A 25,644-nucleotide genomic window follows, 5' to 3' on the forward strand; every position below is an offset into this window, starting at 1 on the left:
AGGCCTTTTAAGGTTTTTATAAGCGACACCCGGGATAATTCCGGGGTGGCTCACGAAGGCGCCGGGCATGCATATCTTGGTAGTAGAGGACGACGTGCCGCTGGGAACCGCGATCCAGCGCGCCTTGACGCGCCTGAGCTATACGGTCAGTTGGTTCCGTGACGGCAAGGAAGCCAGCCTGGCATTGCGCGACCAGACCGCCGATCTGGTACTGCTGGACCTTGGCCTGCCCGGCAAGGACGGCTTTGACCTGCTGGTCGAGGCGCGCCGCATGCATGTGAAAACCCCGATCATCGTGATGACGGCACGCGATGGCCTGGATGCGCGCGTTCGAGGCCTGGATGCCGGCGCCGACGATTACCTGATCAAGCCGTTCCATCTGGACGAGCTGGCGGCGCGTATCCGCTCGCTCGCACGGCGAGCGCAGGGCCTGGCGGCCAACACCATCGAGGTGGGGGCGATCGGCATGGATATGGGCACGCTGCAGGTGACGTTTCGTGGCGAACCGGTGGAACTGACCAAGCGCGAATTTTCGCTGCTGCAGATACTGATGGAGCGTGCCGGTCGCATCGTGCGCCGCGAAAGCCTCGAAAACTCGCTCTATGGCCTGGATACCGAAGTGGGCACCGGCGCACTGGACGTGCTGATTCACGCGCTGCGTCGCAAGCTCAGCTTCGACACGATCAAGACCGTCCGTGGCTTCGGCTACATGATTCCGCTGGAGCCCAAATGACTGCGCCGAGCCTGAGCTCCCGGCTGCGTTGGCTGATCATTGCCGTGCTGGCGGCAGTACTGGTGCCGTTGGCCGTTCTCAGTTTCAAGCGCACGCTATCGGAAGTGGACGAGCTTTCCGATGGACGTCTTGCACAATCGGCGCGCACGCTCGATGTGTTGATCGAGCATGCGGGCGTGAATGTGCTGCGCAGCAAGGACGGCGAGATGGTGCAGGTGCCGATCAAGCCAGCCGATACCAACACCGTCACGTTGTATGGGCATACCTACGAATCGGAGGTGGGATTCCAGGTATTCGATGCCCATGGCCAGATGATCCTGGCCACGGCGAATCTTGCAACGATGCTGCCGCCCGCACCGCATGAAGTCGGCTTTCAGGATGTGCGCCATGCCGGTTATCGATGGCGGGTATTTACGCTGGCGAGCAATCCCGACGGTGTCACCATTCGCGCGGCGGAACGATACGACAGCCGGCACGACATCACGCAGGCTCTGCTGATCGAGCATGGCGTGCCCTTGATCATCGGCCTTCCGCTGCTGGCGCTATTGGTAGGGCTGGCCATACGTCGCGGGCTGCGACCGCTGTCGCGGCTGGCTCAACTGTTGTCGACGCGTGAAGTCGGCAGCCATGCGCCGGTGCTCCTGCCGCGCGCGCCGCAGGAGCTGCAGCCCGTACTGACCGCGTTGAACGACCAGCTTTCGCGACTCGATGACGCGCTCGAACGCGAACGTCGCTTCAGCGCCGATGTCGCTCATGAGCTGCGTACACCGTTGGCGTCGACCATGATCAATCTGGAAAACGCCATGGCGAGCAGCGACCCCGGCGAGGCAGGTGCTGCCTTGCAGGGTGCGCAGGAGTGTCTGGTATCGCTGGCGCGTCGCACCGAGCAATTGCTGGCACTGGCGCGACTCGAATCGAGCCTGCGCGCAACGCAGCGGACAAGCATCGATCTGGCCAGCGTCGCCAGCGCGGTGATCGAGGAAATGGCGCCCTTGATCGCCGACAGCGGTGTGGAGCTCAGCGTCTTGCCGTTGCCGGACGACCTGATCGTGCAGGGTGACGAAACCGCGCTGCGCGCACTGCTGCGCAACCTGATCGAGAACGCGCTGCGACATGTGCCCGCGGGTGGTCAGGTGCAGCTGTCGATGGAGAAGACAGCGCTGGATGTCTGGATCGACGTGATCGACGACGGTCCGGGTATTCCCCCCGAGCGTCGAGAGGAAGTCTTTGCCCGTTTTCATCGCGAGTCCAGCAGCCGCGGCGAGGGCTACGGGCTGGGGCTGTCGATCGTGCAGCGCGCCGCCCAGTTGCACGGGGCGACGATCCAGTTGCTCGATTCGCCGTTTGGTCATGGCTTGCGTGTTCGTGTGGCCATTCCCCGTGAAGCCGCGGCTGCGGGAAATCCCTAAAACCTCTCCTATCCGTCATCCCGGCCTTCGCTGGGGCGACGATGAAAACGGGGGTTATTTGGGGGGAGGGGGCCATCGGTTGCAAAGTCGATGCTAAGACGCGGCTACTATCGTGGCGTCCTTAGTTTCCACTGGAGGCGGCACGCCTTGTTGGTACCGACCGGATCAAGAGCAGCTTGGCGAAGCGCCTCGCGTGCATGGCGATGGGGCGCGCTGGCGTTGTTATCGGGCTGTGCCACTTATCGCCCCTTGCCGCTGCCCGAACAGGCCGCTCCCAGTGCCGAACTCGGGCAATTGACGGCTGGCCCGTTGAGCATGGCGGACGTCGAGCGCCAGGTCCTGCTCAACAATCCGGATCTGCGTACGGCACGTGCACAGCACGCCGTGGCCCAGGCGCAGATGCTGCAGGCCTCGCTGCTGCCCAACCCCTCGTTGAACGGCAGCGCCGGATACCTCATTTCCGGGGTAGGCAACGCCACCGCCTGGACGGCAGGCATCAGCGAAAACATCCAGTCCTTGATTACCTTGCGGCCGCGCCGCGAAGCCGCGCGCGCCCAAGCCGCCGAGGTCGATGCGACACTGTTATGGGAAGAGTGGCAGGTGATCGGCAAGGCGCGTTTGCTGGTCGTGGATATCGTAGAAGATCAACGCCTGCTTGAAGTTCAGCAGGCTGCCCTGCAACGACTTGAGCAACGCAGCGAACGCCTGCGCCACAGCATCGAGCAGGGCAATAGCGAGAACCTCACGGCCACACCCGATCTGGCCGCGGCTGCCGATGCGCGTGCAGCGCTGGACGATCTGCAGCGCCAGTTGTTGTCGCAGCGCCACGCGTTGGCTGCGTTGATGGGCGTGGCGCCGGACACCGTCATTCCCTTGCAAACGCATATCGACCTGGGTCCGCTGGATGCGGATCAAGTGCGCCAGCAAGCGGCGACGTTGGCACAGCGACGTCCCGATCTGATCGCCCTGCAACTGGGTTATCGCGCACAGGAAGCCCAGGTGCGTGCGGCGATCCTGGCGCAGTTTCCACCGCTGTCGTTCGGCTACAGCGCGTCGCAGGACAATAGTCGTGTGCGTAACGGCGGTCCGGCGATCACCTTCGACTTGCCGATCTTCGACCGCAACCAGGGCAACATCGCGATCGAGCGCGCCACACGGCAGCAACTGCACGATGAATATGCCATTCGCCTGCAGACCTCGCGCGACGAAGTGCTGGCTTTGCTGGCCGAGCATGCGCAGCTCGATGCACAGCGAACAGCGCTGGTCCCGCTGAATATCGATGCCGAGCATCGCATGGCGCAGGCCGATAGCGCCTGGCACGCCGGGCTGATCGACATGCGCAGTTACGTGGACGTCGCAACGGCCGTTTCCAGCCGACAGGCCGCGATGATCACGTTGGAAAAGAACCAATACGAAGGGCAGGTGGCGTTGGCCACCCTGCTTGGCGCGGGCATGCCCGACGCGCTGCCACATGAGGTGACCGAGTGAACCGTCGTAGCTGTTATTTCTTGCCCTGGGTGCTGATTCTGGCCGGTTGCGGGCAGCAGCCCGACACCGCGCCCGAGCCTGCGCGCGCCGAAGTCCAGGCGGTGCCGGTGGCGCAGGCGAGCCTGCCCGACAGCGTACCTGCGTACGGCATGGCGATACCGGCACCGGACGCCAAAACCACACTCAACGTACAGGTGGCAGGAGTGGTGACGCGTTTGGATGTTTCTCAGGGACTGGCGGTCAAGCGTGGCCAGCGTTTGCTCACGCTGAGCCTGACCCCGGCGGCGGTCGCGGCCTATCGGCAAGCGCAGAGTGCGGTACGCGTAGCCGACGATGCACGGGTACACACCGAGCAACTGCTGGCTCAGCAATTGGCGACGCGCGACCAGCTCAACCAGGCAAACAAGGCAGCCAGCGACGCGCGCACGAATCTCGATGCTTTGCGCCAGCAGCAGGGTGACGGCCCGACGATAAACATCACTGCACCGTTCGACGGCGTTGTCGAAAGCGTGTCGGTCGCCCAAGGCGACGCTCTGCAAGCGGGCGCTGCGTTGCTTGCGTTGACTCAGCCGGAACGGGTCATCGTGCGCGTGGGTGTCGAACTCGACGCATTGGGCAAGGTTGCGTCCGGCGAGAGCGCGACACTGACCCCGTTGGGCGGCGGGCAGCCGATCACGGGCAAGGTTACGCGTGTGGCGACAGCACTCGATCCGCATACCCATCAGCTCGACGTGGATATCGCAGCGGACCAGCCGATCATCGGTGGTGCGGGTTTTCGCGCCGACATTGTCACTGGCCGGCAACAAGGCTGGCTGGTGCCACGCGATGCGCTCGTCGGCGACGACCAGGACTGGCAGGTCTATCAGGTCGATGGCGATAAGGCAGTACGGGTGCCGGTCAAGGTGTTGGGCGAGCAGGGCGAGAAAAGCGTGGTCGCTGGAGCGCTCGATGCCAAGCGTCCCTTGATAACAGTGGGCGCGACGCAACTCGATGATGGCATGGCCGTGCACGTCGCGGCGGCGGGAGCTGCGCAATGAACCCAGCGTCATGGTTGTCACGCCATGCGCGCACGCTGGTCATCGTCACGCTTGCCTTAGCGATCGCGGGTCTGATCGCCGCGATCGGTCTGCCGGTCGGTCTGTTTCCGCAGGTATCGTTTCCGCGCGTGGTGGTCGATCTGGATGCGGGCGATCGCCCGGCCGACCAGACCGCACTGCTGTTGACGCGGCCGGTGGAGGAAGCCATCCGTACCGTGCCTGGTGTGGCCGGACTGCGTTCGGAGACCACGCGCGGTTCGGCGCAGATTTCGATCGACTTCGGTTGGGGGCGCGATATGACGGCGTCGACCCTGTTGGTCGATGCGGCCATTGCCAAAGTGCTGCCGACGCTGCCCAGCGGTAGTTCGTATGGTGTGCGGCGGATGGATCCCACCGTATTTCCGATCATCTCTTATGCGCTGCAGGCGGACAGGATGTCGCCCGTCGCATTGCGCGACCTTGCGCAGTATCAGATCGTGCCGTTGCTCGCTTCCGTGCCCGGGTTGGCGCGCGTCGACGTGCAAGGCGGCGAAACCGCGGAGATCCAGGTCGAGTCCGATCCGCATCGCCTGGCCAGCTACGATCTTGGTCTTGCCGATCTGGTGAGCGCCTTGAACAAGGCCAATGTGCTGCAGGCCGTTGGGCGCGTGCAGGATCACAACAAACTCTATCTTGTCGTCGCCGATCACTCGTTGCATGGCGTGGAGGCGATCGGCAATGTCGTGGTCAAGAGCGAGGCCGGCCGGCAAGTGAAGCTGTCCGACGTCGCTACCGTGCGCAACGGCTATGTACCGCAGTGGATCAAGGTGGCCGAAGACGGCAAGCCGGCGGTGTTGTTCAACGTCTATGAGCAGCCGGACGGCAACGCCGTGCAGGTCGCCGCGCAGGTGCGCCAGCGTCTGACGCAGTTGCATCTGCCACCCGGCGTGCGTCTGGTGAACTGGTACGACCAGAGCGAACTGGTGGTGGAGTCGGCCGACGGCGTGCGCGACGCGATCGTCATTGGCCTCGTTCTGGCCGCTGTCGTGCTGCTGGTGTTCTTGCGCAACTTGCGTATCACCGTCATCGCCTTGCTGGTGGTGCCGGCCACCCTGGCCATCACCGTGTTGTTGCTGCATGTGATGGGCATGAGCTTCAACATCATGACGCTGGGCGGCATGGCTGCAGCGGTCGGGCTGGTGATCGACGACGCGATCGTGATGATCGAGCATATTGCGCGACGCGCGGGTGCCAGGGAAGGTGGTGGCGTCGACGCGGTGCTCCCAGCGGCAAGGGAGTTTATCCGCCCCTTGTCGGGCTCCAGTCTGGCGACCTTGATCGTATTCGTACCGCTGGGTTTTCTCGACGGCGTGACCGGCGCGTTTTCCAAGGCCTTGTCGATCACCATGGCGTGCGCGCTGATCGTCTCCTGGTCGATCACTGTCTTGATCGTGCCGGTGCTGGCGCGGCGGATGGTGGATTTCACGCGCTGGCACGATCCCGGCTTGCACGGGCGACATCCCTTGCTGCGCACACATGGATGGATCTATCGGAAGCTGTCGGCGTCGCCGCTGTGGCTGGCGCTTGTTCTGTCGCTGTTGCTGGTGTTCGGTTATCTCGGCTACACGCATGTGGCGACCGGTTTCATGCCCTCGGTGGACGAGAGCGGCTTTGTGATGGATTACTACACCAAGCCCGGCACCTCGTTGCCGGAGAGTTCGCGGCAGATCGCGCAGATCGAAAGCATCCTGCGCGATACGCCCGAAGTGGCGACGTTTTCGCGCCGCCTGGGCACCGGCCTGGGTGGCGATCTGGGGCAGTCCTATCACGGCGATTTCTTTGTGCGCCTGAAGCCGGATCATGACCGCGCTACCGATGAAGTGATGAGCGATGTGCGTCAGCGCATCGAGCGCGGCGTGCCTGGCGTGGATATCGAACTGGCACAGTTGATGGAAGACCTGATCGGCGATCTGACAGCGGTGCCGCAGCCGATCGAAATCAAACTCTATGCGGTCGATCCCAGCGGCCTCGGCGACCAGGCCGACAAGGTCGCCAAGGCGATCGCCGATATCCCGGGCGTGGTCGATATCAAGAATGGCCTGCAGCTGGCCGGCGATGCTTTGAACGTCAATATCGATGCAGCCAAGGCCGCCTTCGAAGGTGTTACCGCGGACGACATTACCCAGGCGGTCGATCAGGCGTTGAGCGGTGTGGTGGCGACCCAGCTACCTGCTGCGAACAAGAGCATCGGTGTTCGTGTGCGCATGCCAGACGCGGAGCGCTGGCGTATTCCCGATCTGGCTGAGCTGCCGATTCGCGCGCCCGATGGCCATATCTTTCCGCTCAAACGCGTTGCGTCGATCGTTCCGGTCAGTGGCCAGCCGCAGATAGCTCGCGAAAACCTGCAGCCGATGGTGGCCGTCACCGCACGCATCGAAGGGCGTGGCATCAGCGCGGCGGTGGCCGATGTGCAGCAGCGTCTGGCGCGGCCTGGGTTGCTCGCCAATGGCGTGCGCTATGAACTGGGTGGTCTCTATCAACAACAGCAGATCGCCTTTGTCGGTCTGAGCAAGGTGTTTGCGCTGGCGTTGGTGGCGGAGTTCGTGCTGCTGCTGTTTCTCTACCAGCGCATCGTGCTGGCCGCGCTGGTGATCGGCTGTTCGCTGCTTTCCTCCACGGCGGTGTTCATCGCCCTGTGGATCAGTCAGGTCGATCTCAACATCACGGCGATGATGGGCATGACGATGATCATCGGCATGGGCACGGAGATGGCGATTTTCTATGTGTCCGAATATGTCTGGCTCGAACAGCGGATGGATTCGGCGCAGGCCTTGCAGCTGGCCAGCCAGGATCGCTTGCGTCCGATCACCATGACTACCCTCGCGGCGGTTCTGACGCTGCTGCCGCTGGCGTTTGCGATCGGCCCGGGCTCCGGTATTCAGCAGCCGCTGGCTATCGCGATCATCGCTGGCCTGCTGTTGCAGTATCCGATGGTATTGCTGGTGTTGCCGATTTTGATCAAGCTGGTGCTTGGGCGACCGGCCAAGGTGTCGTGAGGGAACGGTCGCGATTTCAGGAAATCTCGCATGACCTCAGATTTTCCTATCGTCATCCCGGCGCAGGCCGGGACCCAGTGGCATCAGTTTTCAGTTTTCGCGATACAGCTGACTTGTGCGAACTCTCGCGACAACCGATCACAAAGCCACTGGGTTACTCACTTCGTTCGCCCCTTCGGGGCCGCCCTCCGGGCGTTCTACGCGCAAGCGCTTGTCCGGCCTGCGCCGGAATGACGAGTAGGGGGAGTCTTTCGAGGTTCCCTGATGTCGCGATCACACCGCAACAAGCTAGCTCTAGCTATTCCTGCGAGCCGTCCGCGCAGGCGGAAACACCACCTCCACACGCAACCCGCCTTCATTTCCCCGCAAGAACAACACCTGCGCACGATGCCGTTCCGCAATACGCTGCACGATCGCCAGCCCAAGCCCCGTGCCTTCTTCACAGCTACCCGGGACGCGGAAGAACCGTTCACCCAGGCGTGCGAGAAATTCCGGCGGTACGCCCGGCCCATTGTCTTCGATGCTCAGCGATGGCCGTCCATTCGACAGACTGACCGCGACGGTCACGATGCTGCGTCGGCCGGCATAGCGCAGGCAATTGTCGAGCAGGTTGTCGAGCAGCTCCTGCAAGGTGGTGCGATCGCCATCGATCCACACCGGTTCGTTGGCGCTGTCATAGCCCAGGTCGACCCCGGCGGCGAGCGCTTCGTGCACACGCAGGCTGAGCAGGTCGGGGATCAGGCGATTGAGGTCGATGAGATCCAGCGGATGGGTTTCGTGTTCAGGTGACTGCGCACGCGTCAACGCCAGCAACTGGGTCGAGGTGCGACTGGCGCGATGCGTCAGCCGCTGGATATGTTCCAGCGCGTCGCGCACGGTGGCCGGACTGGGATCGCCTTGCGCACGCTCCACATGTACACGCAGGCCCGCCAGCGGCGTACGCAATTGATGTGCGGCATCGGCGATAAAGCGGTCCTGCAAGGCAAGCGTGCCGCGCAGGCGTGCGAACAGGCCGTCGATGGTGCGCGTCAACGGCAGGATCTCCACCGGCACATCGATATCGCCGATCGGTGCCAGATCGTGCTCGCGTGCGGCCAGGCGTTCGGTCAACGGGTCGAGCACGCGCAGGCCAATGCGTACGCCGTACCACACCAGCGCGAAGACGCCGGCGATCAACATCGCTTGCGCCGGGATGCTGAGCAGCAGGATTTCCTTGGCGCGTTCATGGCGGTCATGCAGCGTTTCGCCGATGGTCAGGGTGAGCTGGTCCCCCGGGTCGTGGCTGCTGGGAATACGTACCGTCGCCGCGCGTACCGTGTGACGGTCGATGACGAGGTTGTAAAGCCGTGGCTCGCTATCGACGGTCAACGTCATGTCGGCGGGCGGAAGCAGTGTCTCGGTGCCGGCGAGTAAACCGTGCTTCTGGCTGCTGACGTTGAAATAATTGTGACCTTGTGGATCGTACTCGAGCAGAAACCGCGCCTGCTCGGAGATCTGGTCGTTCATGTCCTGCTTGCTGAGCATCTCCGCCAACGTCCCAACGTTGTCGGCCAGGTCGCTGTCGTGCACATGATTGGAATAGATCAACGCGCCGCTATAGGTGACCAGGCTCTCCACCAGCAGCATCAGCATCAACGGCACCAGCAGAAACGACAGCAAGCGCCGATGCAGGCTCTGCCGGCCATCGGGCGTGAGCTTGCGGTAAAGCCAGGGCTGCGATGGCCGCGCGCGGTTCATGAGGCGCCTTCGTCGGCGCCATCCTTGGCTTGTTCGAGCAGATAGCCAAGACCACGAATCGTGCGCACTTGTGTGCCGGAGTCGGTGAGCTTGCGACGCAGGCGGTAGATGGCGATATCCAGGCCGTTATCGGTCAGTTCCTCGTCCCAGCTGCACAGTGCTTCGACCAGCTGGGCACGGCTGGTGACGCGATCGGGACGGGCGGCCAGCGCCTCCAGCAGGCCGAACTCGCGCGCGGTGAGCTCCAGCGGAATATTGTCGACCCAGGCGCGGTGACCGGGCAGGTCCAGGCGCAGGCGCCCGATCGTCAGCTCGGGTGCGCCTTGCGAGGTGTAGCGACGCAGCAGCGCCCGTACGCGTGCCTCGAACTCGGCCAGCGCGAAGGGTTTGACCAGGTAGTCGTCGGCACCCAGATCCAGTACCCGCACGCGTTCGCGCAAGCCCTCGCGCGCGGTGATGACCAGGACCGGCAACCCGGTACCACGCCGGCGCAAGCGCTGGAGTACTTCGCTGCCGTCCAGGGCGGGCAGGCCCAGGTCGAGCACCAGCAGGTCGTAGGGGGTGTCACGCAGGGCGCTGTCGGCGCGGGCGCCATCGGCGACATGGTCGACGGCATGGCCGCCCTGACGCAGCGAGGCGCAGACCCCGGCAGCAATGGCCGGATCGTCCTCGGCTATCAGAATGCGCATGCTTCCTCCTTAATAACTGTGTTGACGTGCGTCGTCCTGGCGCACGGGGCAAAATTGCGAGTGATTCTCATTTGTGACAACATGCTGCCGGATATCGCCGGCCGAATCCAGGCTGGCGAGGCGTCGTCCAGCTTAAGGGGAACGGCGAACACGGCATAGATGATCAGGGCGGTTGCGATTGTTTTCATCCCCGTAGTCGTTTTCCTTTCGGTTAGCGTTTCGTATTCATAGAGGATCCCCGTTGTCGACGCCGTCCATCCAGCGCACTCCCGGCCGGGCTTTCTGGCTCAAGCAGCTGCATCAATGGCACTGGATCAGCTCGGCGCTCTGCCTGATCGGCATGCTGTTGTTCGCCATCACGGGGTTCACCTTGAATCACGCGGGCCAGATCGAAGCCAGCCCCCGGACCGTGCATCGTCAGGCGCAGCTGCCGGCGCCGCTGTTGCACGCCATCGCCGGCGATGACGAACGCAAGGGCGTGGCTGTGCCTGCAGTCATTGCCGACTGGGTGCATGGCGCGCTGGACGTCGATCTGGCCGGTCGCAGTGGCGATCTGTCCGAAGACGAATTCTATGTGTCGATGCCGCGGCCGGGCGGCGACGCCTGGCTCAGCATCGACCGCGAAAGTGGCAAGGTCGAATACGAGCGTACCGACCGCGGTTGGATTTCCTATTTGAACGACCTGCACAAGGGCCGCAATGCCGGCTCGGCATGGGGATGGTTTATCGATGTCTTCGCGCTGGCCTGCGTGATCTTTTCGGTGACCGGCCTGCTGCTTCTGAAAATGCACGCCGCACAACGCGGCGCCACCTGGCCGCTGGTGGCGTTCGGTTTGTTGCTGCCGTTGTTGCTTGCCCTGATCTTTATCCATTGACGAGGTTATCGATGCGCCGCCTGCTGATTTCCGTTCCCGCCGTGATGCTTGCCGCGCCGGCGCTGGCCGCCGACATGAACGTCACCGTGACCGTTCCGCAACTCACCGTGGCCGAGTATCACCGGCCGTATGTGTCGGTATGGATCGAGCGCGCCGACAAGACCATCGCTTCGCAGCTGGCCGTCTGGTACGCACAAAAAGAAAGCAAGGAAGGCGCCGGCACCAAGTGGCTGCCCGAATTGCGCCTGTGGTGGCGTCATGGCGGCCGCGACCAGCAGATGCCGGTCGATGGCGTATCGGGTGCGACCCGTCCGGCAGGCGATCAGACGCTGAAATTCCAGAGCGGCAAGGCGCCGTTGGGCGACCTGCCTGCCGGTAAATACGACCTCGTCGTGGAGGCGGCGCGCGAAACCGGTGGTCGCGAAGTGGTGCACGTGCCGTTCGAATGGCCGGTGACTACAGCACAGCATCTGGACAAGTCGGGCAGTGTCGAGCTGGGCACGGTCAAGCTCGATCTGGCGCCCTGAGCATCGAGATACGGAGAATGAGCATGTTGAAGCGTCCCTTGAAATACCTCGCCATCGTGACGGCCTTGTCGCTGCCGTTGGCCGCGCAGGCACACAAGATGTGGCTGCTGCCCTCGGCCACCAATGTGGCGGGTGACGATCCGTGGGTAACAGTCGATGCGGCAGTATCGAACGATCTGTTCTTTGCCGACCATATGCCGGGTTCGCTCGATCGCCTGGTCATTACCGCACCGGACGGCCAGGTCGCCAAACCCGAGAACGCATCCACCGGCAAATATCGCAGCGTCTTCGATGTGCATCTGACCCAGCCTGGTACTTACAAGATCGCCTTGATCAACAGCGGTGCTTTCGCTACGTACGAATTGAACGGCGAGAAAAAACGCTGGCGCGGTAGTGCTGCCGATATGGCCAGGGAAATGCCGGCCGGCGCGAAAAATATCGACGTGACCGAATCGAGCAATCGTGTCGAGACGTTCGTGAGCAATGGCAAACCGAACGACACCGCACTCAGGCCGACCGGCGATGGCATCGAGCTGGTGCCGGTGACCCAGGTGAACGATCTGGTCTCGGGCGAGGCGGCTACGTTCCAGCTGTTGCTCGATGGCAAGCCCGCGTCGGACCTGAAAGTGACGGCGATCGCCGGCGCCACGCGTTATCGCAATGCGCCGGAAGAGATCAATACGAGCACCGACAAGAACGGCAAGTTCACCGTCACCTGGCCGCATGCGGGGATGTACTGGATCAACGCCAGCGCACAGGATGGGAATACGCAGATCAAGCAGGCCAAGCAGCGTCGCGTGTCCTATTCGGCGACGCTGGAAGTGCTGCCCGAGTAAACGCTGCGTCATGTCCACGATCGATGCATCGGCGCAGGTATATGGCCTGCGCGGTCAGACCATGGGTACGTTCTGGTCGCTGCGTTTTGCCGCAGCGGCCGGCTTTCCAACGCACGCCATACAATCGGGCGTGCAGGCCGAACTCGATCGCGTCGATGCATCGATGAGCACCTATAAGCGCGATTCGGAGTTGTCGCGTTTCAATGCGGCGGCCGCAGGTAGTTGGCACACCCTGTCGGGCGCGTGTTTCGATGTTGTCGAGCACGCGCTCCAGCTCGCCCGCGATACCGACGGTGCGTACGATCCTACCGTTGGGCCCCTGGTCAATGCCTGGGGGTTCGGCCCCGATGGCTCGCAAGACAGTGTGCCCTCCGACGAAGTCATCGCCGCGGCACGCGAGCGCATCGGTTGGTGGCGCATCGAGCGTGATGCAACGACGCGTCGTATCAGGCAACCGGGTGGCGCCTATATCGACCTTTCCTCGATCGCCAAGGGCTATGCGGTGGATGTCGTCGGCGACTGGCTGACCGTACAGGGCGTGACCGCCTGGTTGATCGAGGTCGGCGGCGAGATGAAGGCGCACGGTTCCAAGCCGGACGGTTCGAGCTGGCGCGTCGGCATCGAAATGCCCGATGTGCCGGATCGTTATTTCTGCACGCTGGCATTGAAGGACATGGCGATCGCGACCTCCGGCGATTACCGACGCCGTTTTGCCGAGGGCGATGGCCGGTATTCGCATCACATCAATGCACGCAGCGGCCGGCCGGTGCCACATGCCGTGGCGTCAGTCAGCGTGCTCGCGCCGAGCGCCTTGCAGGCCGATCCACTGGGTACGGCGATGACCTTGCTCGGCCCGGATCGGGGTCTTGCGTACGCGCAAGCCCGCGATCTCGCCGTGCTGTTTGTGCTGCGTGCGCAGGACGGTTTGGAGCCGCGCCTGACACCGGCTTTTGCCGCAGCCTTGCAGGCATGAGTACATCGGCGATCAGGCGAGAGCGTGTCGCCGTCGGTAATCTGATTCTGCTGACGGCGCTGGCGATGTTGATCGTCGTGCTGTGGATCTGGCATGCGCGTGAGCTGATCTGGACATGGCCGGGCGAACGTCGAGTGTTTGCTGCATCGCTGTGCGCAGCTGCGTGGTGCGGTTTCGTTGCGCTCGTTGCTTGGCGCCGCCGTGCGATATCGACCGAAAGCCATGCAGATGTCTCCGGGCCGGCAGGGGCTGTGACGCTTCTTGCTTATGCGAGCCAGACCGGTTTCGCCGCGGAACTGGCTCGACAGACTGCGCAGAGTCTGCAATCGGCATCCACACGCGTCCGGCTGTGTGAGCTGGGGCAGCTTGATGCATCCATGCTCGCCACCGCCGAACGCGTGCTGTTTATTGTCAGCACGACGGGCGAAGGCGACGCGCCCGATGCTGCGGCAGGCTTTGTGCGGCAGACGATGGCCCGGTCCGTGGATTTGTCGAGGCTGCGTTTTGGCCTGCTGGCGCTAGGCGATAGCGACTATGCCGATTTCTGTGGTTTCGGCCGGCGCCTGGAGCATTGGCTACGTGCTTGCGGTGCGCAGGCATGGTTCGATCCGGTGCAGGTGGATAACGGCGACCCGTCCGCACTACGTCATTGGCAGCATCATCTCTCGCTGTTGACCGGCACGCTGGACATGCCCGATTGGCAGCGCCCGCACTATCGACGCTGGCAACTGGTCGAACGCCGGCACCTGAATCCGGGCAGCCTCGGCGAGGCCTGCTTCCACCTCGCATTGCATTCGCTCGAGGGTGAGGTGAGCTGGCAGGCGGGCGATCTGGTCGAGATCGGTCCGCAGCACGGAGCCAATGATGTCACGCGTTGGCTGGAGCAGGCCGGTCTGGATGGCCAGGCGCTGGTCGCCAGCGACGATGGCGAGGTTCGCTTTGCCGACTTGCTTGCGCGAAGCCGTCTGCCCGATATGGCCGAGGTGGTGGGAGTCCCGATGCAACGCGTGGCCGATGACTTGCAGTTGCTGCCGCATCGCGAGTATTCGATCGCGTCGGTGCCCGAGGACGGCGCTATCCATCTGTTGGTGCGCCAGATGCGGCGCGAGGATGGCCAACTCGGCCTGGGCTCGGCGTGGCTGACGGTTCACGCGGCGCTGGGTGCCGACATGGCTGTGCGCATCCGCAGCAATCCCCCATTCCATGCTCCTGATGACGCCCGGCCGATGATCCTGATCGGCAATGGCACCGGCATAGCCGGACTGCGTGCGTTGCTCAAGGCACGTGTCGCGGCAGGGCATCGGCGCAACTGGCTGTTGTTTGGCGAACGTCGGCCCGAACACGACAACTACTACCGGGACGAGATCGAGCGATGGCAGGCCGCGGGCATGATCGAACAGCTCGATCTGGTCTGGTCTCGTGCTGGGCCTGAGCGTGTCTATGTTCAAGACCGTCTGCGCGAGCGCGCGGTTTCTTTGCATGGCTGGGTCGATGCGGGCGCCGCCATCTACGTATGCGGCAGCCTCGCCGGTATGGCGCCCGGCGTAGAGGCGTCGCTTGTCGATGTGCTTGGTACCGAGACCGTCGAGCAACTGCGTATGGAAGGTCGATATCGCCGAGACGTTTACTAGTCCGCAGTAAGTTTCGACGCTATCCGTGACCTTTGGCCTATGCCACGCGTATGCGCTTGTCGCACGCTGGCTTGTCACGTGGGGAGGCACAGATGGTCATTGGGAAAGGCAGGGCACGTTGTCTGATTGCAGCGTGGGTTTGTGGTGTCGGTCTCAGTCCGATGGCCTGGGCGCAGCAGGCCGGTCCTGCGCCGGCAGCATCGCTGCCCGCTGCGGCAAGTACCGTGGCTTCGGTGCCCAAAGAGATCCCGCTGGTGCATGCCGATGCGGCCGCCGTTGCCGCACCGAGCGCGCCCAATGCCTGGGGCGGCGAGCGTAGCGGCACCGAAGCGACCTTGTCCGATCGGGTGGTCGCCTACCGTATCGATGCGGAGCTTGATGCAACCAAGCATGCCATCACAGGCAGGGAACAGCTGACCTGGCGCAATCGCAGCGATCGCGAAGTGCGCAGCATCTATGTGCATCTGTATCTCAATGCCTTCCAGAACGCGCAAAGCACGTTCTTCACCGAACGCGACCTGTTGACCGCGCATGGCAGTTCGCGTGGCGTGGCCCAGGTGAAGAAAGGCGAATGGGGCTGGATCGAACTGAAGCAGGTGCAGCAGGGCAACGACACGCTGAAGTGGTCGTTCGTCCATCCCGATGGCGGTCCCGAGACCGACCAGACGGTCGCACGCATCGATCTGGCGCAGCCGGTGCCGGCCGGCGGTACGCTGACCCTGGACATCGGCTTTCTCAGCCAGTTGCCGCGCGTGATCGAGCGCACCGGTTACTTCGGCGACTTCAACCTGGTCGGCCAGTGGTTCCCCAAGATCGGCGTGCTTGAATTGCCGGGCGAGCGCGGTGCCACCGAGGTTCGCTGGAACGTGCACGAGTTCCATTTCAATAGCGAGTTCTACGCTGACTTCGGCAGCTATGACGTGCAACTGACCGTGCCCTCCGATTACACGGTCGGCGCGGTCGGGCAACAGCAGGGCGAGCCGCTGCAGCAGGGCGGCAAGTCGACCTATCACTTCAAGCAGGACGATGTGCACGACTTTGCCTGGGTGGCGGCCAAGGGCTACAAGACCCTCGACGGCAGCTATGAAGGGCCGGGCAGTCCGAAGGTGGCGGTGCGGGTGATCTATCCACCCGAGTACGTCGCCAGTGCGCAGCCGGTGCTGAAGGCATCGATCGATTCGCTCGGCTTCTTCTCGCGTACATTGGGGGCCTATCCGTATCACACGGTCACCGCAGTGGTGCCGCCCTATAACGCTACCGAAGCGGGCGGCATGGAGTACCCCACGTTCTTTACCGCGGAGGGCTACGACAAGGTCAATCCGGAAACCTCCGATACCTACGAGCTCGACTTCGTCACGATCCATGAGTTCGGCCACGGCTATTTCTATGGCTTGCTCGCATCGAACGAATTCGAAGAGCCCATGCTCGACGAAGGCCTGAACGAGTACTGGGACCAGCGCATGCTGCGTGAGCGCAAGCAGCGCGTGCTGACCCTGGTCGATTGGATGCATTGGCTGGGCATGGACTATTCGTCCGATGTCTTTGTGCTGGAGCGCATCCTTGCCGGGTTGAACGAACCGGTCGACCCGCTGGGCGAAAACAGCTGGAACCGCCTGTCCAGCACCAGCTACGGCACGGTGTATTCGCGTACGGCCACGGCCATGCACGATCTCGAAGAACGCCTTGGCCATGACGTGATGGAGCGTGGCTTTCGCGAGTACTACAAGCGTTGGCACTTCCGTCATCCGTCGGCGGCGGATCTTCGCCAGGCGCTGATCGATACCTCGGGCGACGCAAAGACGGTCAACCAGGTATTCGACCAGTATGTCTACGGTACGGCGCGCATCGACGACCGTGTCGATGCGATCGACAACGAGGAAGTGCTGCCGCAGCCGGGGACCTACGTGAAAGGCGGTCAGCGGACCGAAGCCGATCAGGCGACGCTGGACAAGCAGGTGGACAAGCAGCGTGACGACTGGAGCGATGCGCATCCGAAGGCAAAGGACAGCGCCGGGCCGTTCTCATGGCGCGGCATCGTGACGGTGGTGCGCGATGGTGCGCCCGTGCCGCAGCTGTTGCGTGTGAAGTTTGCCGATGGCAGCAGCGAAGACGTGCATTGGAACGACAATCGACGATGGGCGCGTTTTACCTTTATCAAGCCATCGAAGGTGGTGTCGGCCGAGCTCGATCCCGAGCAGAAGATCTATCTGGACGATAACAAGCTCAACGACAGCCGCACGGAAGACAGTCATGGCGCCGCGTCGCGACGCTGGAGTGCCGATGTGAGTGCATTGGTGCAGGCCTTCTACTCTTTCCTGGTGACGATGTAATGGCCTACAACAATGCACGTCGTGTCGATATGGGTGCGGTCTTCCGCGCGTTGTTTACCGCCGTACAGTGGCGCCTGTTGCTGATCTGGCTGCTGCTTTTGCTGATTCCAACGCTGGTGGTTGCCTTGCCGGTGTGGGGGACATTGAGCGAGCTGCTCGATCACTCCGTGCATGCCGATGCCTGGGCCAAGCAATTTGATGCCATGATGGCCGGCGATGTCGTGCACATCGTCTCCGAGCACAGCGGTGGGTTGAAGGCGGCAGCGATAGCGGGCACGGTCGTTACGCTTTTGCTGTCGCCCTGGCTCAACGGCATGATCGTCGGGGCAGGGCGCTCCGGCCGTACGCCGAGCATGGGCGAGCATCTGCACAATGGCTTGAGCATGTACGGAAAAATGTTCCGCCTGCTGCTGTGGTCGGTGCTGTTGTATGCCGGCGCGGCCTGGCTGGTAAGCCATGGCATGGATTTCGCCGATAAGCACGACGAGAAAGCGGTGCTGAAATCGCAGGGCGACCAATGGGAGCACAGCGTCTATTGGCTGATCGGCGTGTTGTTCGTGCTGGTTCACGCGATCGTCGATTCGGCGCGCTCGGCCTATATCGCCGATCCGTCGTTGCGCTCGGCAACGATCGCGTTGGTTCGGGGCGTGATGCAGCTGTTGCGGCGTCCGCTGACGACGCTGTTCACCTATGTGCTGATCAGCGCCATTGGTTACGGTCTGATTTTGTTGCTCGGAATGCTGCGCATCCAGTGGAGCGCGGCAAGCTGGATCGGGCTGATCGGTGGCGTGCTGCTGGTGCAGTTGCTGTCCGCGGTGACGGGGTGGACCCAGGCGGCGCGTGTGTTCGCGCTGGCGGAAGTCGCTCGTTCGTTGGGTCGGCGTTCGTTCTAGGAAGCGGCGAAATGGAGATCCCTGGGCTTGGCGTCATTGAGGAAGACGAAGGTACGGGTTGGTGGCTGAGCAGCGAGCGTCCGGTCACCGTGCTCGGCGGTGCGTTGTGCCGCATCGTGGTCGACGGCTATCTCGAAGATGACAACAAGCAGGATTTTCATCGCACCATCGCCAACTTTCTCGCCGCCGACGAGGCTGTCCTGAAGGCAGCCTCGTCGGAAGTGTTCGCTTACTACCAGGACATGGTCGCGTATACATCACCCGGCGATGAGGCGTATGTGCAGATCGCCTCGCCGGATGACGTGTGGTCGTATGTGCAGCTCGGTGACGAGCCGATAGTCAGCCGGCAGGCCTATGGTGACAAGCAGGTTTATGTGTCGCTGGAATGCAACTGCGATTGGGAGCCCGAGCACGGCTTGCAGATCGTATTCCGTGATGGCAGCCGTGTGAGCAAGGTCGGCCCGTACGATGGTCACCTGACCAACGGCAGTGCCTTTGACGATGCGTCGTTGCAGGACGTGATCTACCGTCGTTTATAGCGCGGGTCATCGCCCGGCACTGGTCACTGTCCGGGGAGCTGTGATCAGCTGCGTGCCTGGGGCACCATGCGTGTGCCTTTGAGGGGATGCGGGTGTGACGATGCGCAAGATGGCGTTGGGATGGTTGTGGGTTCTGGGCGCGGTATTTTCTTTGGCACATGCTCAGGATGCATTGGCACCGGTCGAGGCGCGCGTACCATTCGCGCCGACCGCGTTTGTCGGCAGCGATGGCGCAACGCATCTGGCGTATGAGCTGCACATCACCAACTTCTATGGCGATACCGGTCCGCTCAAGCCTGAGGGGCTGGAAGTCTTCGGCGACCAGGCCGGCACACCGTTGCTTAGCCTTTCCGCCGAGCAACTGGCGTCCTGGGTGCGGCCGGCTCCGGAAGAGCACGCGCCTGTTTCGATCGCGCCGGGCAAGCGCGCGGTGGTCTTTGTGTGGATCACCTTGCCTGCAGGCGCAGTCGTACCGCATACCCTGCATCACCGCATGATGTTCGAGACCGACAAGAAGACTCCGGTATTGCTCGACGGCGCATCGGTGGAGGTGAATTCGGCCAAGGCGATGGTGCTCGGGCCGCCCTTGCGCAGCGGTCGTTGGCTGGCGCATGAAGGTCCCGGCGCATCGCAATCGCATCACTGGGGGAGCCTGGTGGCTGTCAACGGACAGCTGACCATCCCGCAGCGATACGCCATCGATCTGGTCGGTGTGGATGCGCGCGGGCGAGCGATGAGCGACAAGGTCACCGACATCCACCAGAGTCGTCACGCCGACTGGTTCGGTTATGGTGCCGAGGTGATTGCCGTCGCCGACGGTGTGGTGGTCAGTACGCGCAGCGATCAGCCCGAACACAAACCGCTCGAAGCGCAGCCCGAGCCGGTTGCGCTGACCACCGATGGTTTGTTCGGCAACTATGTCGTGTTGAAGATTGCGCCTGGCGTCTTTGCCGGCTATGCCCATTTGCAACGCGGTAGCGCCGCGGTCAAGCCCGGCGATCATGTGCATCGGGGCCAGTTGCTGGGGCGTCTTGGTCAGTCCGGGAATTCGGCTGCGCCGCATCTGCATTTTCAGCTGGCGAATACCGCGACGTTCGAGGGCTCCGAAGGCATCCCTTATGTATTCGATCGTTTCGATCTGCTCGGTCCGGAAACGGAAGGGCAGTTGTTCGGGATGGGGGATGCCTGGAAGGCTGCTGGCACCGAGGCGCGGCGCTCGCAGTTGCCGTTGAACGATATCGTTGTTGAGTTTGGAAACTAAGAGCCCCCCTCACCCCAACCCTCTCCCCCGGCAAAGCCAGGGGAGAGGGGGCCTACCGAGGCGAGCCTCAACATTTCGCACTGCTCCCTCTCCCCTGGCTTTGCCGGGGGAGAGGGCTGGGGTGAGGGGGGCTTTTGGTTATGAAGACACGCCCACACCACCCAACTCGACCAGTATCACTTCGCCGCCACCTTCCAGTTGCACACGCATCCCCGGCTCCGGCGCTGCCCACACATGATCGCCACTATCCAGCGCATACGTCTCACCCGCGACATGCAACTGCGCACGCCCGGAAAGCAGATGCACATACCAGCGTGAGTTCGCGCGCGCTGGCAACAACATCGAACCGTTCAACGGCCGCGCGATCAGCTGAGCCTGAGCATCGCCACGCAGCATCAGGTTGAACGCACGCGTCGCGCCGTCGATAAGTTCGGCATGCGGCGCATCGCCGCCATCGAATGTCATCAGGCTCAATCGAAGCAGTTCGCGTTCGCGGCCATCCTGAAAACATAAACGAATCGGGGCATCAAGCGGAACAAATGCACGCCGCGTATCGGGCAGCGTCGAAAAAGGGCCGTCGCGTTCGATGCGCGCCATGCTCAGGCGCCATTGCCACTGATCCGGATCGGGGCCGCTGTCGATCAACAGCGTACTACCCGTGCCGTTGGCCCAAGGCTGCTCGCGCAGCGCATCGGTGTCCAGACGGCGGACAAAACTCATGCGTAGGAAACACGCCGTGTCTGGCAGGGAGTGTAGTAGGCGAAGACGTGGTTGGAGTTGCCGTGGAAATCCATGTCTTCGATATGCTCGCCGCCCAGGCGTTCGGCGACACGGTCGGAGGCTTCGTTGCCGATGCGTACCAGGCTGATGACGCGCTGCAGTCGCAGGTGGTTCCAGGCGTAATCGAGAATCGCCTGGCCCGCTTCCGTTGCGTAACCATGGTGACGATGATCGGGCTTGAGCATCCAGCCGAGCTCGGTGTCGGGCCAGCCTTCCGGGTGCATCAGGCCGGCGCGGCCGATGAACTCGTTCGTGCCTTTGAGCTCGATCGCCCACATGCCGAAGCCGCGCAGTTGCCAGTGACCCAACAGCATCGCCAGCGAACGCCAGGCGGTCGTGCGGTCGAGCGGCTCGCCATCGCCGAGCCAGCGCGTATTGGCCGGGTCCGCCAGCATGGCGGCGTAGTCGTCGAAGTGGCGCTCAGTGAGTGCCGTGAGACGCAGACGCGGAGTTTCGAGGGTGGGTATATCGGACATCGCAGATCAACGAGGGTGGGCGGAGTCCAGCAGCGCACTAAGCGCCCGGGTGCTCGAGGACAAGCTTTCGTGCCAGGACAAGCCGATGATTTTCTCACCAGTAGCCGTGTCGATAAAGTCTTCTTCCTGCCCCGGCGGCAGTAGATGGCGGTAGTCGACCGTTACTTCGGCACCGACAGGCAAATCCTTGAGCGCAAAGATAAAACCCAGGTGCCACAGGCCGGTGGGCGTAAAACTGTGGTTGATATAGCACTCGTCAGGCCAATCGGGCGACAAGGTGTAGCGGTCCTCGAACCAGCGTGCCGCAGCGTACATCTGGGCTTTCAGCTCGGGGTCGCTGTCCAGCTCGTCGTGGCGCCAGGTGCGATCGATCGTATCGGGTGCGGTAATGATGCGTCCGGCGGCCACTTTTTCTTCTAGAAACAATCCCTTGCCTGCGCCGCTTATGGTGGAGGCGGCAATGCTGTAACGCGGCAATATCATGGCGGCAGGGGTGGTTGAAGTGCGGCGAGTGTAATGCAACTGCATCGCTTCGCCAGGGCCGTAGCGGACAGGGCGAGGGATTTCCCGTGCCGGTGCCGGCACGGGAAGGTCGGGCTTATTCCTTGGCCTTGGCGGATTTCGCCGCGGCCTTGCTGGCCGACGCCGGTGCCGCGTCGGCGAGGCGAAGGGCGTCGCGGTTGCGCTCGACCAGGCTGGTGCTGATGCCCTTCACCTGGGCCAGCTCGTCCACGTTTTTGTAGGGTCCATGGGCCTCGCGTTGCGCAACGATCGCCTGTGCCTTGGTCAAGCCGATCCCGTCGAGCGAATCGGCGAGGGTTTGGGCATCGGCCGTGTTGATATTGACCGGGGTCGCGGCATGGACGGATTGAACGAACAGCAGCGACGACATCATCAATGGTGCGATGAAGACGAGAAACGGACGGAACATGCGAAATCCTCTTGATGGGTGTCTTCGCACTTTGGCTTTTTCGCCTAAGGGTTTCAGCCGGCTTGGGCGCCGTTGAGGCTTGTTTCTGACGGCAAGCAGCTGTCGGCGAGGACTGGCGTGGGCGTCATCGTTCAGCTTGGTGGTCGCGTTACAATGCCCGCTTTTCCGCTTTCGAGGACCCGCCATGGATACCGCTCGCCTTTCCAGCTTTATCAGCGGATTGTGGGATGAGGAAATTGTTCCGCAATTGGTGGAGTACATCCGTATTCCGAACAAGTCGCCGATGTTCGACAGCAAGTGGGTCGAGCACGGTTACATGGATGCGGCGGTCAAGCTGATGGAAACCTGGGCGCGCTCGAAGCTGTCGTCGCTGCCCGGTGCCACGCTGGAAGTCGTACGGCTGGAGGGGCGCACGCCGCTGATCTATATCGAAGTGCCCGGGCAGAACGACGACACCGTCGTGCTGTACGGCCATCTCGACAAGCAGCCGGAAATGACCGGTTGGGCCGAAGGGCTGGGACCGTGGACGCCGGTGATCAAGGGCGACAAGCTCTACGGTCGCGGCGGCGCGGACGATGGTTACGCGATCTTCGGTTCGCTCGCCGCCCTGTTGGCCCTGCATGAACAAGGCATTCCGCATGCGCGTTGCGTAGTGTTGATCGAGGCCTGCGAGGAATCAGGTAGCTATGACTTGCCGTATTACGTCGATCATCTGGCATCGCGCATCGGTAACCCCTCGCTGGTGGTATGCCTGGATTCCGGTTGCGGCAACTACGATCAGTTGTGGTTGACCACGTCACTGCGCGGCATGACCGGTGGTGAGTTGACCGTGCAGGTATTGGAAGAAGGCGTGCATTCGGGTGACGCGTCGGGCGTGGTTCCGTCGAGTTTCCGCATTCTGCGCGAACTGCTCAGCCGCCTTGAAGACCAGGAAACCGGCAAGATCAAGCCGCAGGAGCTGTACGTCGAGATCCCGGCCCAGCGCGTCGAACAAGCCAGGCGTTCGGCCGAAGTGCTGGGTACGGCGGTGTACGACAAGTTCCCGTTTGTCGAAGGCATGAAGCCGGTCACCGAAGATCTCACTGAGCTGGTACTCAACCGCACCTGGCGCCCGCAATTGGCGGTGACTGGTGTGGACGGCATGCCGCCGCTGGAAAGCGCCGGCAATGTGTTGCGCCCGAAGACCTCGGTGAAACTCAGCTTGCGCGTACCGCCGACCTTGTCGGGCGCGAAGGCCGGCCAGTTCGTCAAGGCGTTGCTCGAAAAAGATCCGCCGTACGGTGCGAAAGTCAGTTTCAAGCTGGAGAAGGACGGCAGCGGTTGGAATGCGCCGCAGCTTTCGCCGTGGCTGGAAAAGGCGGTGGCCGACGCATCCGAGCACTACTTCGGCACGCCTGCCGCTTACATGGGCGAGGGTGGCAGCATTCCGTTCATGGGCATGTTGGGCGAGAAATTTCCGCAGGCGCAGTTCTTGATCACCGGCGTGCTTGGCCCGCACTCGAACGCGCATGGGCCGAACGAGTTCCTGCATATTCCGACCGGCAAGAAGGTCAGCATGGTGGTGGCCGAAGTGGTGGCGCGTCATTTCGCGCAGCGCGCAGGCTGATGGATGGTGTGAAGCCGGCGGCAGTACCGCCGTCGGCTTATGCTCGATAGCCATGTCCGATAACCAGCACAACGATTTTTCCTATCTGGCCGCGAACTGGGCAGCCATGCGCGAGCGCGTCGATGCGGCGTGCGTGGGGGCGGGGCGCGCCCCTGCCGAAGTATCGATCCTGCCGGTCAGCAAGACCTTTCCCGCCGAGGCGGTACGCGCTGCCGTCGCGCTTGGACTGCATCGCTTCGGCGAGAACAAGGTGCAGGAGATTCGCGAGAAAGCCGGCCCCTTGAGCGATTGCGCCATCGACTGGGTGGTGATCGGGCATCTGCAGACCAACAAGGCCAAGGACGTGGCGCGGCTGGCTACCGAAGTGCAGTCGCTGGACCGATGGGAACTGGCCGACGCCCTGCACAAGCGGTTGCAGATCGAAGGACGCACACTGGACGTGCTGGTCCAGGTGAAAACCTCGCCGGAGGAAAGCAAGTCGGGTCTGGACCCGGCCGAGCTACCGGCTTTTCTGGACGCGCTCGATGACTTGCCGACGCTGCGCGTCGGCGGGCTGATGACCATGGCGGTGAACTCCGACGACGCCGATGCCGTACGCGCCTGCTTTCGCCAGCTGCGCGACTTGCGGGACCAGGCCGTGGCCCGGGGCAGGTCATTGCCACGGCTGTCCATGGGCATGAGTGGCGATTTCGCGCAGGCCATCGCTGAGGGGGCGACCGAGGTGCGCATCGGTACCGCCATTTTCGGGCGTAGGACTTAAGTTCTAGGCGGTAATTGGCACACTGACGGAGCTATCAGGTTCATTTATTCCGTCTCCACGTCGTGATAACAATAGAAAACTGTTATTTTTCATTGAGTTGACATGGAATTGGGCGCGCCAATGAGTTTTGGAACGATGGAGTTCAGTTAACCGCGATCGAACAAACGGGCTATGTCTTTTTGCTAACTTCACTCCCTTGTCACGGTCGTCAGCCCTGCAGGCGGCCAATCTTTGAATAGCAACAGGGGAAAGTCCCGCATGCCGCTCAAGCGATTGTCCGTAGCTACCGCCCTGGCTGCCGCTTTCTTCATCTCCGCTCCGCTTCTCGCTCAAACCGCTCCCGAAGCTTCCGCAGACGTCTCCGCATCGCAGTTCGCGACCGCTGCGCCGTTGCTGATGACCCAGTTGCCGGTGTTTGCTCCGGCCCCGGGCCTGGCCCAGTCGGTGGTGCCGAGCAGCCTGACTGCCGAACTGCCGGCGTCGGCCAACGATGCCAAGAGCAATTCGGTCGACGCAATGGCCGACGCCGACGATGACGGCGAACTGGATAATGCCAACGGCATGGATCTGCGCCACGCGCTGATCGGTCTGGCGATGAAGCTTCGTGACATCCGCTATGTGCGTGGCGGTCATGATCCCTCCACCGGTTTCGATTGCAGCGGTTTTGTCCGCTACGTGTTCGCCCATGCGGTCGGCTTGGAACTGCCCACCAACTCGGCATCCCAGTTTGTCGCCGGTCTGGCCGTGAAGCGCGCCGATATGCGCCCGGGCGATCTGGTGTTCTTCCGCACCGCCGGTCGTGGCGGCCGCGGTCGCATCTCCCATGTCGGTATCTATATCGACAACGGCCAGTTCATTCATTCGCCTTCGCGCGGCAAGACCGTGCGCGTGGACAATCTGCAGGAGGCCTACTGGGCCAAGCGCTTCGCCGGCGCCAAGCGCCCGGAAGGCATCCTGCAGAACGGTTAAAGTCTCAAGTTGTGTTCCACAGTTCAAAGCCGCCCTCTGGGCGGCTTTTTTTATGGGCGGAGCTAATGGCATGACGGATTTCGGGATGCCTCAAAAAAACTCTCCGTCGCCCCGGCGAAAGCCGGGGCCC

At 62.7% G+C, this 25,644-nt stretch carries 23 protein-coding genes; 17 read left to right on the plus strand and 6 right to left on the minus strand.

The annotated features are described in order from the left end of the window. The first annotated feature begins 67 nt into the window (after positions 1–67). The 5 genes from QMG46_RS10105 (at position 68) to QMG46_RS10125 (ending at position 7,702) form a co-directional block, all read left to right on the plus strand. Complete coding sequence (locus QMG46_RS10105; RefSeq protein WP_281852383.1) at positions 68–733, plus strand: response regulator; 666 nt, start codon at positions 68–70, stop codon at positions 731–733. After that, positions 730–2,142, plus strand: coding sequence for a sensor histidine kinase (locus QMG46_RS10110; RefSeq protein WP_281852384.1), 1,413 nt, complete (start codon positions 730–732; stop codon positions 2,140–2,142). The genes QMG46_RS10105 and QMG46_RS10110 overlap by 4 nt, the downstream gene beginning before the upstream one ends. Positions 2,143–2,289: 147 nt before the next feature. Beyond that, the gene (locus tag QMG46_RS10115; RefSeq protein WP_281852385.1) at positions 2,290–3,630 is read left to right on the plus strand and encodes a TolC family protein; all 1,341 of its coding nucleotides are present in this window, start codon (positions 2,290–2,292) and stop codon (positions 3,628–3,630) included. After that, the gene (locus QMG46_RS10120) at positions 3,627–4,667 is read left to right on the plus strand and encodes an efflux RND transporter periplasmic adaptor subunit (RefSeq protein WP_281852386.1); all 1,041 of its coding nucleotides are present in this window, start codon (positions 3,627–3,629) and stop codon (positions 4,665–4,667) included. Before QMG46_RS10115 ends, QMG46_RS10120 begins: the two co-directional genes overlap by 4 nt. Further along, positions 4,664–7,702, plus strand: a complete 3,039-nt coding sequence (locus QMG46_RS10125) for an efflux RND transporter permease subunit (protein ID WP_281852387.1) — start codon at positions 4,664–4,666, stop codon at positions 7,700–7,702. The genes QMG46_RS10120 and QMG46_RS10125 overlap by 4 nt, the downstream gene beginning before the upstream one ends. 294 nt (positions 7,703–7,996) lie before the next feature. Here the strand turns inward: QMG46_RS10125 and QMG46_RS10130 are convergent, their stop codons facing one another. Both QMG46_RS10130 and QMG46_RS10135 read right to left on the minus strand, forming a co-directional pair. Then, complete coding sequence (locus QMG46_RS10130; protein WP_281852388.1) at positions 7,997–9,439, minus strand: sensor histidine kinase; 1,443 nt, start codon at positions 9,437–9,439, stop codon at positions 7,997–7,999. After that, entirely contained in the window at positions 9,436–10,128 is a 693-nt protein-coding gene (locus tag QMG46_RS10135) for a response regulator (protein ID WP_281852389.1), read from the minus strand. Before QMG46_RS10135 ends, QMG46_RS10130 begins: the two co-directional genes overlap by 4 nt. 241 nt (positions 10,129–10,369) lie before the next feature. Between QMG46_RS10135 and QMG46_RS10140 the strand changes: the two genes are divergently transcribed. From QMG46_RS10140 to QMG46_RS10180, 9 genes are all read left to right on the plus strand, one after another. Beyond that, the gene (locus QMG46_RS10140) at positions 10,370–11,002 is read left to right on the plus strand and encodes a PepSY-associated TM helix domain-containing protein (RefSeq protein WP_281852390.1); all 633 of its coding nucleotides are present in this window, start codon (positions 10,370–10,372) and stop codon (positions 11,000–11,002) included. Between the two features lie 11 nt (positions 11,003–11,013). Then, the gene (locus tag QMG46_RS10145) at positions 11,014–11,529 is read left to right on the plus strand and encodes a DUF2271 domain-containing protein (protein WP_281852391.1); all 516 of its coding nucleotides are present in this window, start codon (positions 11,014–11,016) and stop codon (positions 11,527–11,529) included. A 26-nt stretch (positions 11,530–11,555) separates the two neighbouring features. Further along, positions 11,556–12,365 carry a DUF4198 domain-containing protein gene (locus QMG46_RS10150; protein ID WP_281852861.1) on the plus strand — a complete coding sequence of 270 codons (810 nt, stop codon included), beginning with the start codon at positions 11,556–11,558 and terminating at the stop codon, positions 12,363–12,365. Between the two features lie 10 nt (positions 12,366–12,375). Beyond that, positions 12,376–13,338 carry an FAD:protein FMN transferase gene (locus QMG46_RS10155; RefSeq protein ID WP_281852392.1) on the plus strand — a complete coding sequence of 321 codons (963 nt, stop codon included), beginning with the start codon at positions 12,376–12,378 and terminating at the stop codon, positions 13,336–13,338. Beyond that, complete coding sequence (locus QMG46_RS10160; RefSeq protein WP_281852393.1) at positions 13,335–14,969, plus strand: sulfite reductase subunit alpha; 1,635 nt, start codon at positions 13,335–13,337, stop codon at positions 14,967–14,969. The genes QMG46_RS10155 and QMG46_RS10160 overlap by 4 nt, the downstream gene beginning before the upstream one ends. Before the next feature lie 92 nt (positions 14,970–15,061). Beyond that, positions 15,062–17,299, plus strand: coding sequence for a M1 family metallopeptidase (locus QMG46_RS10165; RefSeq protein ID WP_281852394.1), 2,238 nt, complete (start codon positions 15,062–15,064; stop codon positions 17,297–17,299). Beyond that, positions 17,299–18,192 carry a hypothetical protein gene (locus QMG46_RS10170; protein ID WP_281852395.1) on the plus strand — a complete coding sequence of 298 codons (894 nt, stop codon included), beginning with the start codon at positions 17,299–17,301 and terminating at the stop codon, positions 18,190–18,192. The genes QMG46_RS10165 and QMG46_RS10170 overlap by 1 nt, the downstream gene beginning before the upstream one ends. 11 nt (positions 18,193–18,203) lie before the next feature. Beyond that, positions 18,204–18,731: a DUF6985 domain-containing protein gene (locus QMG46_RS10175; protein ID WP_281852396.1), complete on the plus strand. Its 528-nt coding sequence runs from the start codon at positions 18,204–18,206 to the stop codon at positions 18,729–18,731. A gap of 100 nt (positions 18,732–18,831) precedes the next feature. Next, entirely contained in the window at positions 18,832–19,992 is a 1,161-nt protein-coding gene (locus QMG46_RS10180; RefSeq protein WP_281852862.1) for a M23 family metallopeptidase, read from the plus strand. A gap of 138 nt (positions 19,993–20,130) precedes the next feature. Here the strand turns inward: QMG46_RS10180 and QMG46_RS10185 are convergent, their stop codons facing one another. The 4 genes from QMG46_RS10185 to QMG46_RS10200 form a co-directional block, all read right to left on the minus strand. Further along, positions 20,131–20,712 (minus strand): HutD/Ves family protein, encoded by a 582-nt coding sequence (locus tag QMG46_RS10185; RefSeq protein WP_281852397.1) that lies wholly within the window; start codon positions 20,710–20,712, stop codon positions 20,131–20,133. Then, on the minus strand, positions 20,709–21,248 hold the full coding sequence (locus QMG46_RS10190) for a GNAT family N-acetyltransferase (RefSeq protein WP_281852399.1): 540 nt from the start codon (positions 21,246–21,248) through the stop codon (positions 20,709–20,711). Before QMG46_RS10190 ends, QMG46_RS10185 begins: the two co-directional genes overlap by 4 nt. 6 nt (positions 21,249–21,254) lie before the next feature. Next, positions 21,255–21,731, minus strand: coding sequence for an SET domain-containing protein-lysine N-methyltransferase (locus tag QMG46_RS10195; protein WP_281852863.1), 477 nt, complete (start codon positions 21,729–21,731; stop codon positions 21,255–21,257). Between the two features lie 115 nt (positions 21,732–21,846). After that, on the minus strand, positions 21,847–22,179 hold the full coding sequence (locus QMG46_RS10200; RefSeq protein ID WP_281852400.1) for a ComEA family DNA-binding protein: 333 nt from the start codon (positions 22,177–22,179) through the stop codon (positions 21,847–21,849). A 184-nt stretch (positions 22,180–22,363) separates the two neighbouring features. On the opposite strand from QMG46_RS10200, the gene QMG46_RS10205 reads away from it, so the two are divergent. From QMG46_RS10205 to QMG46_RS10215, 3 genes are all read left to right on the plus strand, one after another. Continuing rightward, positions 22,364–23,785, plus strand: a complete 1,422-nt coding sequence (locus QMG46_RS10205; protein ID WP_281852401.1) for a M20 family metallopeptidase — start codon at positions 22,364–22,366, stop codon at positions 23,783–23,785. 52 nt (positions 23,786–23,837) lie between these two features. Continuing rightward, positions 23,838–24,545 (plus strand): YggS family pyridoxal phosphate-dependent enzyme, encoded by a 708-nt coding sequence (locus QMG46_RS10210; protein WP_281852402.1) that lies wholly within the window; start codon positions 23,838–23,840, stop codon positions 24,543–24,545. A 258-nt stretch (positions 24,546–24,803) separates the two neighbouring features. After that, positions 24,804–25,514: a C40 family peptidase gene (locus QMG46_RS10215; RefSeq protein WP_281852403.1), complete on the plus strand. Its 711-nt coding sequence runs from the start codon at positions 24,804–24,806 to the stop codon at positions 25,512–25,514. Positions 25,515–25,644: the final 130 nt, after the last annotated feature.

Origin of the sequence: Dyella sp. GSA-30 (assembly GCF_027924605.1) — a bacterium.
GTDB lineage: Bacteria > Pseudomonadota > Gammaproteobacteria > Xanthomonadales > Rhodanobacteraceae > GSA-30.